General features: G+C 52.3%; 18 protein-coding genes, 1 tRNA gene and 1 pseudogene. 10 read left to right on the top strand and 10 right to left on the bottom strand.

Features of this window, described 5'->3' with window-relative positions; all coding sequences use genetic code 11:
* Window positions 1-21: 21 nt before the first annotated feature.
* Window positions 22-420, bottom strand: a pseudogene (locus MKS85_RS08780) (GNAT family N-acetyltransferase); the annotation flags it as partial.
* Window positions 421-590: 170 nt separating this feature from the next.
* On the opposite strand from MKS85_RS08780, the gene MKS85_RS08775 reads away from it, so the two are divergent.
* The 3 genes from MKS85_RS08775 (at window position 591) to MKS85_RS08765 (ending at window position 2,769) form a co-directional block, all read left to right on the top strand.
* Window positions 591-941: a hypothetical protein gene (locus MKS85_RS08775; protein ID WP_047228245.1), complete on the top strand. Its 351-nt coding sequence runs from the start codon at window positions 591-593 to the stop codon at window positions 939-941.
* Between the two features lie 104 nt (window positions 942-1,045).
* Window positions 1,046-1,522: a GNAT family N-acetyltransferase gene (locus MKS85_RS08770; RefSeq protein WP_188252060.1), complete on the top strand. Its 477-nt coding sequence runs from the start codon at window positions 1,046-1,048 to the stop codon at window positions 1,520-1,522.
* Between the two features lie 179 nt (window positions 1,523-1,701).
* The gene (locus tag MKS85_RS08765) at window positions 1,702-2,769 is read left to right on the top strand and encodes an alpha/beta fold hydrolase (protein WP_160893044.1); all 1,068 of its coding nucleotides are present in this window, start codon (window positions 1,702-1,704) and stop codon (window positions 2,767-2,769) included.
* Window positions 2,770-2,846: 77 nt separating this feature from the next.
* On the opposite strand, the gene MKS85_RS08760 is transcribed toward MKS85_RS08765, so the two are convergent.
* Entirely contained in the window at window positions 2,847-3,347 is a 501-nt protein-coding gene (locus MKS85_RS08760) for a nuclear transport factor 2 family protein (RefSeq protein ID WP_223194527.1), read from the bottom strand.
* Window positions 3,348-3,742: 395 nt separating this feature from the next.
* On the opposite strand from MKS85_RS08760, the gene MKS85_RS08755 reads away from it, so the two are divergent.
* Together MKS85_RS08755 and MKS85_RS08750 are read left to right on the top strand one after the other, a co-directional pair.
* Window positions 3,743-4,453 carry a ribonuclease T2 family protein gene (locus tag MKS85_RS08755; RefSeq protein WP_188252059.1) on the top strand — a complete coding sequence of 237 codons (711 nt, stop codon included), beginning with the start codon at window positions 3,743-3,745 and terminating at the stop codon, window positions 4,451-4,453.
* A gap of 315 nt (window positions 4,454-4,768) precedes the next feature.
* Entirely contained in the window at window positions 4,769-6,226 is a 1,458-nt protein-coding gene (locus tag MKS85_RS08750; RefSeq protein WP_310662815.1) for a site-specific integrase, read from the top strand.
* A 167-nt stretch (window positions 6,227-6,393) separates the two neighbouring features.
* On the opposite strand, the gene MKS85_RS08745 is transcribed toward MKS85_RS08750, so the two are convergent.
* From MKS85_RS08745 to MKS85_RS08735, 3 genes are all read right to left on the bottom strand, one after another.
* A complete protein-coding gene (locus MKS85_RS08745; RefSeq protein ID WP_310662814.1) occupies window positions 6,394-7,011 on the bottom strand; it encodes a recombinase family protein in 618 nt (205 codons plus the stop codon).
* A gap of 242 nt (window positions 7,012-7,253) precedes the next feature.
* Window positions 7,254-7,472 carry a hypothetical protein gene (locus MKS85_RS08740; protein ID WP_310662813.1) on the bottom strand — a complete coding sequence of 73 codons (219 nt, stop codon included), beginning with the start codon at window positions 7,470-7,472 and terminating at the stop codon, window positions 7,254-7,256.
* Window positions 7,473-7,504: 32 nt separating this feature from the next.
* Entirely contained in the window at window positions 7,505-7,753 is a 249-nt protein-coding gene (locus MKS85_RS08735; protein WP_310662812.1) for a helix-turn-helix transcriptional regulator, read from the bottom strand.
* A gap of 124 nt (window positions 7,754-7,877) precedes the next feature.
* Here MKS85_RS08735 and MKS85_RS08730 point away from each other — a divergent pair, with 124 nt between their 5' ends.
* Both MKS85_RS08730 and MKS85_RS08725 read left to right on the top strand, forming a co-directional pair.
* On the top strand, window positions 7,878-8,114 hold the full coding sequence (locus MKS85_RS08730) for a hypothetical protein (protein WP_310662811.1): 237 nt from the start codon (window positions 7,878-7,880) through the stop codon (window positions 8,112-8,114).
* 2 nt (window positions 8,115-8,116) lie between these two features.
* Window positions 8,117-8,974, top strand: coding sequence for a TonB family protein (locus MKS85_RS08725; RefSeq protein WP_310662810.1), 858 nt, complete (start codon window positions 8,117-8,119; stop codon window positions 8,972-8,974).
* A 172-nt stretch (window positions 8,975-9,146) separates the two neighbouring features.
* Here MKS85_RS08725 and MKS85_RS08720 read toward each other — a convergent pair whose 3' ends face one another.
* The 4 genes from MKS85_RS08720 to MKS85_RS08705 form a co-directional block, all read right to left on the bottom strand.
* Window positions 9,147-9,791: an inovirus-type Gp2 protein gene (locus MKS85_RS08720; RefSeq protein WP_310662809.1), complete on the bottom strand. Its 645-nt coding sequence runs from the start codon at window positions 9,789-9,791 to the stop codon at window positions 9,147-9,149.
* Window positions 9,792-10,232: 441 nt separating this feature from the next.
* Window positions 10,233-10,805: a hypothetical protein gene (locus tag MKS85_RS08715; RefSeq protein WP_310662808.1), complete on the bottom strand. Its 573-nt coding sequence runs from the start codon at window positions 10,803-10,805 to the stop codon at window positions 10,233-10,235.
* Window positions 10,806-12,029, bottom strand: coding sequence for a hypothetical protein (locus tag MKS85_RS08710; RefSeq protein ID WP_310662807.1), 1,224 nt, complete (start codon window positions 12,027-12,029; stop codon window positions 10,806-10,808).
* A gap of 328 nt (window positions 12,030-12,357) precedes the next feature.
* A tRNA-Ser gene (locus MKS85_RS08705) sits at window positions 12,358-12,447 on the bottom strand.
* Between the two features lie 307 nt (window positions 12,448-12,754).
* Between MKS85_RS08705 and MKS85_RS08700 the strand changes: the two genes are divergently transcribed.
* The 3 genes from MKS85_RS08700 (at window position 12,755) to MKS85_RS08690 (ending at window position 15,566) form a co-directional block, all read left to right on the top strand.
* On the top strand, window positions 12,755-13,444 hold the full coding sequence (locus MKS85_RS08700; protein ID WP_047228241.1) for a crotonase/enoyl-CoA hydratase family protein: 690 nt from the start codon (window positions 12,755-12,757) through the stop codon (window positions 13,442-13,444).
* A gap of 214 nt (window positions 13,445-13,658) precedes the next feature.
* Window positions 13,659-14,381, top strand: coding sequence for a 1-acyl-sn-glycerol-3-phosphate acyltransferase (locus MKS85_RS08695; protein ID WP_076383849.1), 723 nt, complete (start codon window positions 13,659-13,661; stop codon window positions 14,379-14,381).
* A 213-nt stretch (window positions 14,382-14,594) separates the two neighbouring features.
* Window positions 14,595-15,566, top strand: a complete 972-nt coding sequence (locus MKS85_RS08690; RefSeq protein ID WP_047228239.1) for a magnesium and cobalt transport protein CorA — start codon at window positions 14,595-14,597, stop codon at window positions 15,564-15,566.
* 99 nt (window positions 15,567-15,665) lie between these two features.
* Here MKS85_RS08690 and MKS85_RS08685 read toward each other — a convergent pair whose 3' ends face one another.
* Entirely contained in the window at window positions 15,666-16,400 is a 735-nt protein-coding gene (locus MKS85_RS08685; protein ID WP_047228238.1) for an amidotransferase, read from the bottom strand.
* Window positions 16,401-16,442: the final 42 nt, after the last annotated feature.

Raw genomic sequence — 16,442 nt, 5'->3', positions numbered from 1 at the left:
TTCAGCACCGTCAAATTCGTCACGTACCTTCTGAAATCCCAGCTCTGTGTAAAAGCTCTCTGCCGTGATGGAGGATGGCACATGCAAAGTGACCAGACCCATGTCGAGAGCGGCTGAACAAATGACCGACATTAGCCGTCTGCCAAGGCCTGCTCTTTGATACCGCGGCGCGACAAAAACACTTCTGATCACATCTCCATCGAGGCTGGCAGTCGCGACGACACGCTGATCGACAGATGCCACATACATCCGACGCCGCGCCATCAATCGCTCAATCGCCAGTGGAGAAAAGTTCTGCTCTACCCGGGCGATTACATCGGCCGGATAATCTTTCGTATTGGACTGACGCAGAGCGCTGATCACAACGTTGCTTATTGCTTGCGCGTCCTCGACTGTTGCGAGGCGAATGTAGGCATCCATTTCAAGTTCTCGCTCCGGGTGATCAGTGATCATAGACGCATGACAATGGACAGAAACCACGACAGAAAGATAGTTTCAAGACGTCCAGGCCGAAGGCTGAACCACGGATGCTATTGCCGATTACTCAAACGAACACGCCCAGCCTTGCCATCAACAAAAAGAGTCAAAGCATGAAAACCGCTGACCCCAATCGCCTGAAAATCTGGCAAGCCCTTTCATCACTGTTTCTCGACACCGAGATCGACGAATTAACCTACGACTACATCGCTCGCGTGATCCTTGAAACCGGCTATTCACCTAAGGTAATCCACAGCATCCTATGGAATGAAGTGTTCCCGGTCCTGGAAGCCAACCTCAGGTCCGTCGCAGGCGAATGGGCGGGATGGACGGATGAGTGGCTGCTGGAGCAGCTCACGATAAATGATCAACTCGAGGTCCGAAAACCCAGCGGCAGTATTGCCGTGGAGATCGCCAGATGCTGGAACCATGTGGCGACCCGGCTTCCACCGGGATATGCCTGATCCCGGTTTTTATCCGGCCCCTCGCGCGCCCAGGGTGCCGCACCCGGCAGGCAACAATCTCACACTGATCAACGTCTTTCGGCAAAATGATAGAGCACGAAATAATGCCCCTCACACCCCATTCGCTTGTCACCCTGGTCCCCGCTCAAAACAGCGACCTGGACGATCTGGTAGCCGTCAGAATCGAAGCCATGCGCGAAAGTCTTGAGCGTGTCGGACGATTTGATCCCGTGCGCGCACGCGAGCGATTTCTAGGCGGTTTTGAACCAGACTGCACACGCCACATCGTGGTAACAGGACAGAGGGTGGGGTTCGTAGTCATCAAACGTCACGACAATGAACTCTTGCTTGACCACTTGTACGTGCGCCCTGACGCGCAGGGATCAGGAATAGGCTCTGCTGTTCTCAGCCAAATATTCAAAGAGGCGGATGCCGCTGCGCTGCCATTACGAGTGGGCGCTCTCAAAGAAAGCGCGTCGAATCGCTTCTACATTCGCCACGGTTTCCAACTCATCGAAAGCGGCGAGTTCGACAATTATTATCTGCGACAGAATGGTCCTGCAGCCGGCCAAAATCGTTAGCCGCCGGCAATCTTGCTGCGATGTATCCTCGTGTATCCCGAGGATACATCGCTACATAACCTTGCACTTTTACCTCCCACTCGACACAGCCCGGATACGTTGCCCCGTTCAAATGCACCCAAGGTTTCAAGGGCATCAACCAGAGCCCCTGACCCATGGCTCGCAATGGAGGCATCTTCATGAAAACGGCACTGCAGCACAGCAAAACCGGTAAAACCCATCGCCGCCTGCTCGGCTCATCCATCCTCGCTCTCAGTCTGTTCGGCGCGCTCGGGGTAGCCCACGGGCAATCCACCAGCGCCGCGCAGCCAACCGCGAACAAGTCCGGCGTCACGCATACAACGCCCTCCCCGTTCGGTGCGCTGAAGCATATCAAGGCCGGTCTGCTGGACGTGGCGTACGCCGAAACCGGCCCCGCCGATGGGCCGGTGGTGATTCTGTTGCACGGCTGGCCGTACGACATTCATAGCTATGACGAAGTCGCGCCCTTGCTGGCAGCGAAGGGATACCGCGTGCTGATGCCGTATGCCCGGGGCTACGGCGATACGCATTTCCTGTCCGAAAAAACGCTTCGCAACGGTCAACCAGCCGCGTTGGCCAGTGACGTGATCGACTTCATGGATGCACTGAAAATCAAGCAAGCCGTGCTCGGTGGCTATGATTGGGGCGCACGTTCGGCGGACATCGTCGCGGCCCTATGGCCGGAGCGGGTCAAGGCGCTGGTCGCGGTCAGCGGCTATCTGATCGGCAACCAGGCCGCCGGCCAGAACCCGCTGCCACCCAAGGCCGAGTTGCAATGGTGGTATCAGTTTTATTTCGCCACCGACCGTGGCCGCGCCGGGTACGAGAAAAATACCCACGACTTCGCCAAGTTGATCTGGCAACTGGCGTCGCCAAAATGGGCATTCGATGACGCCACCTTCGACCGCAGCGCCAAGGCGCTGGAAAACCCCGACCACGTCGAGATCACCGTATTCAACTACCGTTGGCGTCTCGGCTTGGTCCAGGGCGAGACCCGATACGACGCGCTGGAACAGAAACTGGCGACGGCGCCCTCCATCAGCGTGCCGACCATCACCCTTGAAGGCGATGCCAACGGCGCGCCGCACCCAGCCCCCGAGGATTACGCCAAGCGCTTCACCGGCAAATACGAATTCCGGTTGATCAGCGGCGGCATCGGCCACAACTTGCCGCAGGAAGATCCGCAAGCGTTTGCCAAGGCTGTGATTGATGCGGATCATCTTTGATAGTCAGCCCCTTGCCTTGATAACACCGGCATAAAAAAACGGCTCGTTTATTCAACGAGCCGTCTTTTTGCGGGCTATTACCGAACAGGATCAACCCGACGCATAAGGTCATTCAACATGTAGGTGTCCAGAAAGGCTGTTACCTCTGTGATCTGGCCATCCTTGAGTGTCATGTGCCACAGGTAAGTGTTGTTGTAGGGCTTGCGGTCAAGCGCCATGGCCTCTCCCTTCCAGAGAACCACTACGACATCGCCCTCAGCCACAATGCTTTGCACGGTAGGGGAAATGGGCGTTGCCAGCCGAGCGGTAATCGGTCGTACGGCTCGTTCGATTAAATCCGTCTTGCTGTTATACACACCAGAAACCGGGCTTGATCCAGATACGGTCCACGTTGCGTCGGGCGCCAGCAGATCGAAAACCGTGCCTTGGCCTTGTTGCCAGTGGGTAAATGCTTGGCGCACCAGGTCGGTATTGATGTTTTGGTCAGCGGCTTGCGACGCTGAAACCGTGTTCGTTGAAAGCACCAAACACAGCGCGACAGCCTGAAGGCGCACAGCCAAACTCATCCATGGGGTCATGATCTTTCTCTCACAACAATACGTTGATAGGAACCTCTTCAAGAGGAACCTTAACGGCATGGGCTCGGAAGCTTTTGCTCGATACTGCTGTGAGATTGCCCGATGCTGTTTGGTAATTTTCCTCCCTTTGACTTGCCGTGTTATCGCCACATGACGGTTCATGGAGTGCCGCCACCGCCAGGCTCTTGCCATTCGTCTGCAGCATGATGCAAGAACGGCCCAAGAACGTCAGCGCCGACTCGTTGGTTCAGCGATTCACATCAGAAATGCTGGAGGCGCGGCCATCCGGCTCGATGCACTCGTCCAGCGCAGACGTCATTACCTGTTAGTTCTGACAGTAGCTTTAGATGCTGCTACGGCTAACCATAAGGGCGTTCACTTCAGAGGTATGCCTCATGAAAAACTCATATGGCAACATATTCGCTATTGCTTTCGCTCTGATCAGCAATGGCACCCTAGCCCTTGATGCCAACGAAGAAATCACTTCCAGTGATATAGGCTTTCAATATTGGGTTTATTCAGTTACCTGGCAACCCAGCTTCTGCCTGCTAAAACCGGAGACGGCAGGTTGCGCTCAACCGCCGAATAAGTTCCTGACCCATGGCATCTGGCCTTATAACAATAGCACCGCAGAAAAAACCAACCGTCACCCTGCTTTCTGCAACAGTGCCCCCAGTTGCGAGCAAAAAACAGAGTGCGCGATCGATGAGAAGACACTGAAACAAATTACTCATAAACCCGAGATAATCGAACTGGTGACAGCTAGCCCGGAAGCCATGTTCAGGCACGAATGGAAAAAACATGGGACCTGCGCAGGAAAAACCGAGACGAATTATTTCAATGACATCGTTAAACTAAGAAAGGTGGTTAATTATGACGAGTCAATGTTTAACTCGTGGATAGGCGGTAGCGTAACGTTTGAAAAACTCAGAACAGCCTTCCCCTCTAACGCTTCGTTCCGCTGCTTTGTTAAAGATGGGAAACAGTACTTACACGAGGTGTTTTATCGCATCACTCCTGAGGGCGAGCCATATCAAGAAGACGCGACGCTTCAGATAGGGATCCCTTGCCTGGCGGAAGAGACCTATATCCCCACTGGATCCTGAACAGAGTCGCAGCCAGCGAACGACCTCGTATCGCACCGCTGGGCGCCGGGGTTCCTGAAATATGGCGATTGGGGAAGGATTCAAAATCCAACGGCATTCCCACCTCACCCTTTTCCAGACACCAAAAACCACAAACCCCCGACTTTCTCTAGGAAAATCAGGGGTTTGTGTTTGCAGAATGTGGCGGTGAAGGAGAGATTCGAAATAAATGACCTTATCGGCTAATAACCGCCGTATTACGCGGCTTTCGTCGATAATAGTAGTACACTCAAGTAGTACAATCCGCAATACCAATGTCCTCTCCACGGCGTTCACATGGCAGACAATTTGATTCAGAAATCGGGCGAATCCACATGGTACGTCCGGCTGCAAGTCCCTTCTGATGTACAGCACAAGCTTGGCGCTAAGGTGTTGATCAAGTCGCTGAAGACCGGACTACGCAGAGAAGCCATGGAACGACGCCTTCCAATCCTTGCCACATGGAAGGCTCAGATCAAGGCGGCCCGACAAGGTACTCCACTGCCCGAAGGCTGGCAGCACGACGTGATCTCCCTCAATGCCGACATTGGGCAGATGTTCGAGAACCAGAAACTTGCATTGGTTGGAATATCTGCCCCGCCTCCCGTGCTGGTTGATCCAACGGTTGAAGCTCGGATGAAGAGTAATCCAAGACTCGTTGCTGCCTTCGAGAAATTCGTAAAGGATCACTTGAAGGACGGCATGGCGGGTAACGTGCGCTTAATGGATGAAATGAGTAAGGATTTCCAATCGTTAATCCCGAAGTTGCTTTCCCGCCGGTTCAACTTACCTGCCGATCAGCAGGTAGAAGTGAATGATGTGCTTGCAAACCCTTCAAGATACAAGGCCAGATCACCAATCACCACAGCCCGATTGAAGACCTACCGTGAGTTCCGGGATAGCCGTGGCGGCGCCCCGAAACATGTCGATCAGCAAGTGGGCAAGATGGAACGCCTGTCAGACTTTCTGAAGAATGAAGGGCTGCCGCTTAATTTCGATGCAGTGGATGCATGGCTGAATTCAATGAATCGTTCCCCGGCAACATTAAGTCAATACCTCATGGCGGGCACTTCGTTCTGGAATTGGGCGATGAAATATGACGGTACGTGGCGAGTGGAATACAAGGACAAGGTAAACCCGTTCAAAGGGCACGATCTGCCACAAGGTGGGGGATCGGAGACAGCCGGACAGGAACGCCAAATCTACACGCAAGACGACACGCTCAAGCTGCGTCAAGCCGCACTGGACAACAAGGATAAACCGCTGGCGGATCTCATAGCACTGGGCTGGTACACCGGGGCCAGGATCGAAGAACTATGCCAGCTCCGAAAAGACAGCGTGATCACCGTCGATGGCATCCGGTGCTTCGACTTCCCAAAGAGCAAGAGCAAAGCCAGCAAGCGTGTGGTGCCAATCCATCCGGGCCTGCTAACTACCATTGACCGTCTGTGCGAAGAAAGCACCGACAGCTTCCTAATCCCCACCAGCTCCCACGACCACTACGGCAAACGCTCTCACGCGATATCCAAGGCGTTTGGCAGATTGCGTACCGCAGCGGGTTTCAGCAAGCTCTACGTCTTCCACAGCTTCCGCCACACCGTAGTAACGAAGTTGATCCGGGCCGACGTGCCAGATGCTTTAGCGAAGGAGTTGGTCGGACACGAAACGGGCTCAGTGACACACGACGTTTATTCGAAAGGTGCAAGTACAGCTCAGAAGCTAGCAGCGATTTCGAAGCTACCCGCACTGCACTAGACGTCAGTCAGCGCACGACACCAGTAGTTTCGGCACTGGTTAAGGGAGAATGGTTTCAGGCGTCCTGCGCCGGTTATTTCTTCAACAACAGATAGAGGTAGATGTACCCACTAGCCGCTACCTGTGCATATGGAACCAGCTTTTTACTACCCCCCGGGGTACGGGGGTTAGGCCCCACGCTTGATTCGGTAAACCGTTGCAACACCCACCTCTGCGAGTTTGGCAATGTCTTCCGCAGACATTGTTGGGTGCTTAGCCATAAGCGTTTGTACTTTCGTCCATTTTTCGACGTTCTTGCTTTTACCCTTTGGAGTCCAGTCTGGGTCAGCAAGACGTTTGTTTTCCAATCCTTGCTTGATTCGCTCAACTCGTTTTTCTTGATCAAGGCGAGCCATCGTCGCCATGAGATCCAATAGCATGCTGTTGATGACTTCCATGATCTGACCGGTCATTCCCTTGTCTTCGATCAACATGTGAGTTGTAGGTAAATCTGCAATCACAAGGCGTAAACCCTTTGCTTTGATCTTGGCTTTCAGTGTCTCCCAATCCAGCTGGGACAGACGGCTTAGCCGGTCAACGCTTTCACACACAATACATTCGCCGGGCTGGGCGGCATCCAGCAAACGCATTAGTTCTGGGCGATCTAATGTCGTCCCGCTGACGTGTTCCGAATAGACACCAACAACGACAAGTCCTTTGTCGTTTACAAATGCCTCCAAGCTAGCTTTCGCTCTTAAGGCGTCTTGATCTTTGGTGCTCGCTCTAAGGTATAGATGTGCGTTCAATGGTTGTTATCCTTTAATGTTTAATTTGATAGACCTATGATAATTCGATCATATACCTATCCGCAATAGATTTTTGATAGGGCGAAAGCGAGGACTATCGAGCTACCAGAAAAGTAGACTCTTCTGATAGCGCTGGAAGCCAACACATAAGCTGTAACGAAGGGGTAATTCGCGAATCAACGGCTATCGGAATTCAGTGATTCAGCCAGCAACTTGACTGGCGTGAATCCGGGGGGGGGCATTTATTCGCTCTGTTCCCGACGTAGTATCCTAATTGCACTAGCAATGCCTTCAGCATTCAGATCAAGTGCTTGCAGAGCTGTGACCGTGCTATCGGCAACGTCCACCGAGCCTCGTTCGGAAACCCATTTGGCAAGCTCTTCAACGGCAGCACCAATCCCATTCTGATTCATCACCAGCAGCTCTATAGCATTAGCTAGAGCTTCGTCACGATCAGACATGTAGTCCCTCCTTGCTAGTCGGTATCAGGTCATTAGTGTGTTCGAATGCCTGAAACAAAGTCTTGAACAAGCTCGACCAGATCGCATCCTAGCACCTTACACAGATCGTGCATTTGAATGATGTCCAGACGGCGTGTGCCCCTCTCGACATCACTCATGAATGATTGTGGACGACCCATAGCCTTTGAACACTCCACTTGCGTCAGCCCAGCAGTTGCCCGTCGACTCCGCAAAAGGGTCAGAAAAACATCGTACTCGGATCGGTATATCGCTTTTGGCATAGGGGCTGTCCAGTATGAGCAGCCTCGAAACCTATATCTGATTTTCGGATATCTGAATTTCAGATATCCTATTGAACCGTACCACGCCTCACTCAGTTGGTTTTAATTGGCTAAGGGAATAGATATGAAGCTTTACCTCTCAATGTTTCTCGCAGCGCTCTGTATGCCACTCGCAAGCTTGGCCGGGATATTTGCCATGGAGCTTGGATACGTAATGGGCTTCCGCCAAGCAATAGGTGTCGGCGTCCTCGTCGGTACTGTGATCCTGATCCTCGCAGTCATCTTTTTTGTGATCAGCATACCTTCCACTATGCAGCGTTTGCAGACTTCCACGCGCACGGCCACCAAGAACCAAGGATGAACATGAACAAACCTTCGAAGCTCCTATGGTTAGTGATGTCAGCCATTGCAAGCGCATCAACCCCAGCCGCGGCTAGCCAACCAAACGATGCGAACTCAGTGGCATCTGGCCTTTACACTGAACGTCTACGAGAAATGCTAGCGACCACTGGTTGGCGTTTTGAATCCGCTACTGACACGAAGCAGATCGCGAGAGTATTTCGGTCGAATCAAGCAAAGGCCCAGATTCAGTTCAGCTCACCGGGTATCTACCATGGGAGGGTCAGCAAAGTCATAGTTGATAACCAAGGGACATCTTTTATCGTTGACCAAGGCCTCGACACCGCTGTGACCGTGCTTTTGGACAAGTATCAAGCGTGGCCATGGAAAACTCTGTCATCCAAGGCTGAAGTCGGTGGAATTCAATCAGCTTCAGAATTTGCGGCGAACTTCAATCCGAATCAGGAACTTTATTTTCAATGTCGACGAGTGGAATTCGGATTGGGTGTGTACCTGACTAACTGCCTCGCTTTCCCAGCTGCGGTAGCCGCAACCAAGTCCGTTCAGGAACTGATCAGTAACAATGATGTTTCCGAAAGCTTCGAAGACTTAATCAAAACAAGAGCTTCAGAAGGTTGGGCACGCCCCAACTCGATACAAAACCTTCTGAAAGTAACGCTGCAAGTTGACATTGATGTCGACGGGGGCATTAAATCCGTAAACATTGTCAAATCAAGTGGCAGTAATGCTTACGACAATTCCGTAATTGCAGCAATCAAAAACATTGGCAGTTTACCCGAAATAAAAACCTTGAGTGAAAGTGAAGCATCCCGGTATCGCTCAATTAGATTGTCGCTTACACCAAATGACTTGTCTTTTTAATTGACTCAATGGTAGATTGGCGAGAACAAAACATCTCGCCACATACTGCACGCCCACCAACCCCCTCACAAGCGATTACAGGCACTTCAAACAGTAAGTGCTACCATCGCAACGCCACGAAGTTTAAATTAACTCAGCGCGCTCACAAGTGGCTTGCCGAGCCTGCGAAATTCTAGGCCACCATCAGTTCTTCCAAAACACTTAATGCTTTGGCTTTGATCGGCAACCTCGAAGATCCGAAACGACGATATGGCTCACCGGTGCCGAAGTGTTTATCCCGAATTTTTGCAAGATAGCTCAGATGATAAAAGCATTCTTCGAACAATTTCTTGTTATCGCGCATCAAGAAGTGCGGCTTGGAGAAATGCACAGAACCGCCTGTAATCTGTTTCCAACGCCGCTCAAACATTTCCCACATCCCTGTATGACCATCATACGAAATCAGTCCTAACTTACGATGCTGAGTTTTGAATCCAAAAAACAAATGGTAGTGAGATTTGCCCGTACTTCCGACTTCTTTCACCCACCCATGCACCAATCGTTTGTGGCTATCCCACACACTTGAACCAAGATCAGCCTTGCACGTTTTGATGTATTGACTGAGCCAGGAATTTTCCAGCTTATTATCAGTTACGTGCCCATCAGGAAAATGCAGATCGATACGAACGACTGTGATACGGGAATAATAGCTTTGCAGATTAGTGATCTGATCATAAATCCTTTCAAGGATCATTGGATACAGGCCGTACCCCCTATCCTCATTGACGTTCACGTTTATACCCTTATAAGAAACTTCAAAACTTTTCTTCAACTTCATTTTGTAAACTCTCGAAACATTTCAACCGACAACACATTTGTATAATATAATTCACACAGACAAGCATCCGCGACTAAAACGGTTATTGGTTGGATTGGTTGGATTGGTTGGATTGGTTGGATTGGTTGGATTGGATGGATTGGATAATAAAATATTGCATGCAACAAAAATCCGTCCAGAGCGCCGTGAATATGGCGTTTGGGTGGATTTTCAACCAGACAAAAGAGATCGCTGGGAGACGGAACCGCTTTGTCTCCAACTCAAGATAGCCCAACTATCGTCACGGATAAACATTCAGACAAAATATTTCTTATTGGCCATTATCCAGCCCGCACATGCTAGCCCATCTAGCTGACAGGCCATCTATAACGATGGGATAACGTGGATGCAGGTTTCAGCGTAGACACACAAGACCCAGCTGAAGCAAATACCCATTAGACATTAACCGCCACTAACCACTTTTATGATCTTATCCTTGCCAAATGCAACAGAGTTCTCTGCCTTAGGATCGTAAAACCAAAGCAAGTCAGCACTTCGTCCAACTGCACATAAACCGGAACTCGTCCCACTTTCGAGCTTCACACTAGTCAATGTACACTGTGCTTTTAAGTGCGAAGCAAGCTTTGCCCCCATAGTGCGCCCCTGCCCAAACGAATCAACAGTAACGTCATAAATCAACCACAACACCATAAAATACCCAACAACCGCCAAACACTTAATCAGTACAGCACCATTTGTAACAACCCTACGACGAACCCATTTAAAGAGACATGCCAATGCGACCAAAGCAAACAACCCGGAAATGTACGGAATCAGAAGTTTAAAATCTTTCGCCAACTCTGAAAACACCAGCAAGCCACCATCATAAAGGGCCTTTTGAAAATCAATAGAAACCAACTCAGGTTCAACACCAAGCTCTCTGTACAACTCTTTACTCTGAACAACTCCGGCCGCGTAAGCCGCCGCGGTCAGCATAAATGTCGCGCTTATGGTTTCCAGCAGCTTAGTTACCATCTACCGCTCCTCGAAAACCTTGATTGCCGGGATTCCAAATTCAAAGTTTTCGAGAGAACGGGTATCAACTGCGGGTAAGTTCAATGCTAAGGAATTTTTGATTTTCTTTGAATGGCGGCGCGCGCTTGCCTCATCTAGCTTGTCCGCATTATATTCAACGGAACGTACCGCTTTTTTCTGTTTTGCCTCTTTTTTCTTTGGTGAACGAAAAATATCGCTGACCATTTCATCTGGCGATATAGTCTCAACCTTTGGTGCTGAATCCGGCGCCTGCACACTAAAATCATCTGCCTTAGCGTATCCCGCCATGATCAGTGTAAGAGCTATGCAAAGTATTGCCCCTTGAGCTTTGTCACCGAATCCTTCAAGCGGTATTCGATTCCATAAATCTCCGGGAGACATGAATTCAGCTTTAGTTGTAGCTGAAAAATCGCCCAAACCGATTTCAAAATTAAGCAGCCGAACAATTGATTCAAGATCGATAGTTCCGGTTTCATCAATCTCTCGTGCAAAAAGCTGCATCAGAGAAATATTTTGCAGTAACCCACCGATGAATAAGTTATTAACCGCCCCGGCACTTGCGATCTTGTTCGAAATATAAAGATAATTTTCATCAACGAAGAATGGATAAACCAAGTGATAAAACTTATCCCAATGTTTTTGAAGATCGATAATTGTTTGCTGACCCTGAAGGGTTTTCTTGATCGCACCGGGCAAGTTGAAGCGAGAGATTCTTGGCCCCCAGACAACGTCGCGTCGGAGCCGGTGATTCATCTTAGGAGGCGTGTATTCAGGCTCGGCATTTTCAGGAATTTCAATCACAATGGGATCTGAACTGAAATAGGCTGGCCCGTTGCATATCCCAATCACCAAAGCATCACCATCAGTGGAGACAATAATATCTCCAACTTTGATCTTCTCGTTGAAACTGGTGATTTGACGTAGTTTCCGGGTGCCTTTTCCATTCAGCTTTCGAGCTGATCGCTTCGTACCTTCGACAGTTGTCGTATACTCTGGCTTTCGAAGTAACATCGATTGGATATCATTGAAGCTTGGAATTGCAGCATCTACAGCACTACGATGATCGTACGTATCATCAAGATGCGCGATAGCAGCAACCCCCCCCTGCCTGAAATGCTCTAGAAACTTGCCGCCCGTAGCCCTAACCAACCAAATGTTAGTTTTGCTGTTTCGATACGCCAGCTTCAGTCGATCTAATTCCATATAACCCCCTACCCTTGATCATCTGACCATAGCTTAGGATGCCTTGTAATAGCAATGCGCCTGCAAAGGCATATTCCACAGATGGATAGGTCAACACATGACTGAATTGCTTATCGAATACCATCTTCGATAGCCGCTCCACTTCGTGAAAGCGGATGATCGTATGCTTGCTTACCGAAACGGCGATGCCGCGCCTTAGCACTGATCAAAAAACACGTGGTTGGTGGATTGCTGGCTGGGGGGGGGGGACGAGAGTGGTACAGCGAAGTGGTACAACAGAAAACGAAAAAGCCCCGTAACTCATTGAATTACAGGGCTTTTTTAAAATTGGCGGTGAAGGAGAGATTCGAACTCTCGATACAGTTTCCTGTATACACACTTTCCAGGCGTGCTCCTTAAGCCACTCGGACACTTCACCGTGTCTCGGCAAACTGTTCAGTCTGTCGAGGCGCGCTAATGTAGTCGAAAGCTTTTCCGATGGCAAAGGTTTTTTTCAGAATTTTCATGCGGTTAAGGTGGTCGGGCATTTCAAACGCGTCCGGGCATGGCAAACCGGCCAATCTTCGGGTTTGTGTGTGCAGTGTTCCATGGAGCAAGGCGCGGGCGATGGGGCGGTCAGGCGGTTTGTCGGGGCTGGGGGCTGACCGGTGAGTCAGTCACAGCGCTTTACCTGGCCTGCGGCGGTGGGTAACGTCTGCGTCACTTCTCTTACAAGGAATAGCGCCATGAGCGACCTGATTGCCTACCATCTCGAAGACGGTATCGCGACCCTGACCTTGAACAACGGCAAGGTCAATGCCATCTCGCCGGATGTGATTGCCGCGTTCAACACTGCGCTGGATCAAGCTGTGACGGATCGGGCGGTGGTGATCATTACCGGGCAACCGGGGATTCTGTCCGGTGGTTATGATTTGAAGGTGATGACCGCCGGTCCCAAGGAAGCGGTGAGTCTGGTCACGGCCGGCTCGACCCTGGCCCGTCGTCTGTTGTCGCACCCCTTCCCCGTCGTTGTCGCGTGCCCAGGGCATGCGGTGGCCAAGGGAGCGTTCCTGCTGCTGTCGGCGGATTATCGCATCGGTGTCGATGGGCCGTTCAGCATTGGCCTGAACGAAGTGCAGATCGGCATGACCATGCACCACGCCGGTATCGAGCTGGCCCGCGATCGCCTGCGCAAATCCGCGTTTCATCGCTCGGTGATCAATGGCGAGATGTTCAACCCGCAGAGCGCGGTGGACGCCGGCTTCCTCGACAAGGTGGTGTCGACCGATGAGCTGCAGGGTGCGGCGCTGGAGGCCGCGCGTCAGTTGAAGAAAATCAACATGACCGCCCACAAGAACACCAAGCTGAAAGTGCGCAAGGCCCTGCTGGAGACGCTGGACAGTGCAATTCTGCTGGATCAGGAGCACATGGGTTAACTTGCCTCAGCGCAAAACGAAAAGCCCGACCGCTGTGTCGGGCTTTTTCTTACATGCTCCGTTTAAAAACCGACAACCGCTCTAGCCTGCTTCTGACACGTTAATCGGAAACATGCGCTCAAACATCGCCCATCTCCTACCTCTATAGCGGCAATTGCCGAAAACAGTGCACATCCGTACACTGCGCCACCTTTTGTCCCGACGGGGCCTGTAGATGCTGTTTTTATTGCGTATGTTGTTGATGGGTGTGCATTTTGTGCTGGCGGGTGTGCTCGGGGTGATCCTGGGGTTGTGTCGGCCGTTCAATCCAGACAACAGCCGTTTATGCGCCAGGTTGTATGCGTGGCCCGCCATGTGCATTTTGCGTCTGCGGGTGAAAGCCGAGGTCGACACGCTGGTAAACAAGTCCCAGAGCTGCGTGATCATTGCCAACCACCAGTCCAACTATGACCTGTTCGTGTTCGGTAACGTGGTGCCCTACCGCACCGTGTGCATCGGTAAGAAGAGCCTGAAGTGGGTGCCGTTGTTCGGGCAATTGTTCTGGCTGGCGGGCAATGTGCTGATTGACCGGGGTAACGCGATCAAGGCGCGCCAGTCGATGTTGACCACCACTCACACGTTGCAGCACGAGGACACATCGATCTGGGTATTCCCGGAAGGCACGCGCAATCTTGGCGAGGATCTGCTGCCCTTCAAGAAAGGCGCGTTCCAGATGGCGATCGCCGCCGGGGTGCCGATTGTTCCGGTGTGCGTCAGCAGCTACATCAAGCACATGCGCCTCAATCGCTGGCGAGGCGGCGACATCCTCATACGCTCGCTACCGGCCATTCCCACGGCGGGGTTGAGCCTGGATGACATGCCCCAGCTCATCGCCCAGTGCCGTGAGCAAATGCGCGAGTGCATCGCGGTGATGGACCGGCAGGTGCAGGCTGTTTAACGAGCCTGTTAAACAATAGCCAGCCGGGCACATAACCTTGTGGCGAGGGGGTTTATCCCCTCACCACAAAAGCCCGCACGATTCTGATTCCACCTGTGGGCATTTGACTCTACCGGCGAACTCGGTGGATTTTGCTGACTCTCAAGCAGCAGGGCACACTAAGCTACAGATTGCCTGCCACTGCCATTTTCCAAGAAGAAGTGAACCACCATCATGGGTAGAGTCGTTGCTGCTGCGGTTTACAGCGCCGGTAAGAAAGTCACCAACATCACCCTCGACGAAGGCAGCGCCTGGGCAGCCAAACCGGGCCACTTTGTATGGATCGGCCTGGAAGAGCCCAGTGCCCAGGAACTGACCAACCTGCAGCGTCAATTCAACCTGCATGAATTGGCGATTGAAGACGCGATGGAGAAGCACAGTCGCCCCAAGTTGGAGACCTTTGGCGATGCACTGTTTATCGTCACGTATTCGCCGGTGCGCAAGGACGGCAAGCTACAGTTCATCGAGACTCATATCTTCGCCGGCAACGGCTACATCATCACCGCCCGCAATGGCCACTCGGCGTCCTACGCCCACGTGCGACAACGCTGTGAGGCGCGGCCTATTCTGCTGGAGCACGGGGAAGACTTCGTTCTCTATGCCATCCTGGATTTCGTCATTGAAAATTACCAGCCGGTGGGTGAAGCCATTCACGCCGAGATCGATGAGCTGGAGCGCAACGTACTGTGCAGCTCCCTGAACGAGCGGGATATTCAGAACTTGCACAGCTTGCGCCGTGACGTATTACGCCTGCGCCGTTATGCAGCACCGATGGTGGAAATCAGCGAAGAACTGCAAAGACTGGACTTTCCCTTCATCGACAAAAACATGAGCCCGTACTTCCGCGATGTGCAGATTCATGTCACGCGGCAGATGGAAGACCTGGCGACTTTGGCGGACATCGCCAGCCAGACCATTGAAGTCGGCGTGCTGCTCGAAGCGTCGCGCCAGAGCGTGGTGCAGCGCAAGTTCGCGGCGTGGGCGGCGATCCTGGCGTTCCCCACGGCGGTAGCCGGAATCTATGGGATGAACTTCGAGAACATGCCGGAGTTGACCTGGCACTACGGGTACTTTCTGGTGCTGGGGTTTATCGCGGTGGGCTGTACCGCGTTGTGGGGGAGCTTCAAGCGCTCGGGGTGGTTGTAGGCGAGCTTGTAGGCGGTTGAGGCTGGCGTGACATTCATCGCGAGCAGGCTCGCTCCCACACTTGATTACCTGTCTATCAAGTGTGGGGGCGATGGTGTTTTAGTCTTGGGCCGCTGCGGTTTCAGGCTTGTGCGCGACGAAACGCATCATCCACTCAGCCACTGTCGTGCCGTGATGCGCCTGTTCAAGACTGGCCATGCCTTGGCGGTAGATCTGCTCGCCAAGGTGTTGCTGGCGGATCTCCAGCAGCGCCCGGGAGTAATCGTGGATGAATTCCGGGTGGCCCTGGAAGCACAGCACCTGATCGTTGATGTGGTAGGCGGCGAACGGGCAAAAATCGCTGGACGCGATCACCGTGGCGTTTTCCGGCAGCTCGGTGACCTGGTCCTGGTGACTGATCAGCAGGGTCAGCTCTTCCATCACCGGGCTCATCCATGGCGCCTTGGCCGCGAGCTTGTAGCGGTGGGTGCCCACGCCCCAGCCTTGAGTGGCGCGCTCGGCCTTGCCGCCCAGCAACAGCGCCAGCAGTTGATGACCGAAGCACACGCCCAGCAACTTGTCGCCTCGCTGGTAGCGATCCAGCAAGAAGGTCTTGAGGGTTTGAATCCAGGGGTCGGTGCCGAAGGAGTCGGCTTTGCTGCCGGTTACCAGGTAAGCGTCGAACGACTCATCATCGTTGGGGTATTGCCCCTGCATCACGTTGTACACAATGAACTCAGCCGCGACGGGCTGTTGTGAAAACAGGCGCTGGAACATCTGCCCGTAACCCTGATATTGGTCGATCAGTTCCGGACGCAGGGTATCGGTTTCCAAAATGCAGATGCGCAGCGACATAAAAAATACCTGACACGATGATGGGAATATTGCACACCCCCT

Source organism: Pseudomonas sp. JL2, from assembly GCF_031570495.1.
In the GTDB taxonomy this organism is placed as follows: domain Bacteria; phylum Pseudomonadota; class Gammaproteobacteria; order Pseudomonadales; family Pseudomonadaceae; genus Aquipseudomonas; species Aquipseudomonas rhizophila.
The sequence above is the reverse complement of the archived record's forward strand: the minus strand, read 5'-3'. Positions and strand labels throughout refer to the sequence as shown.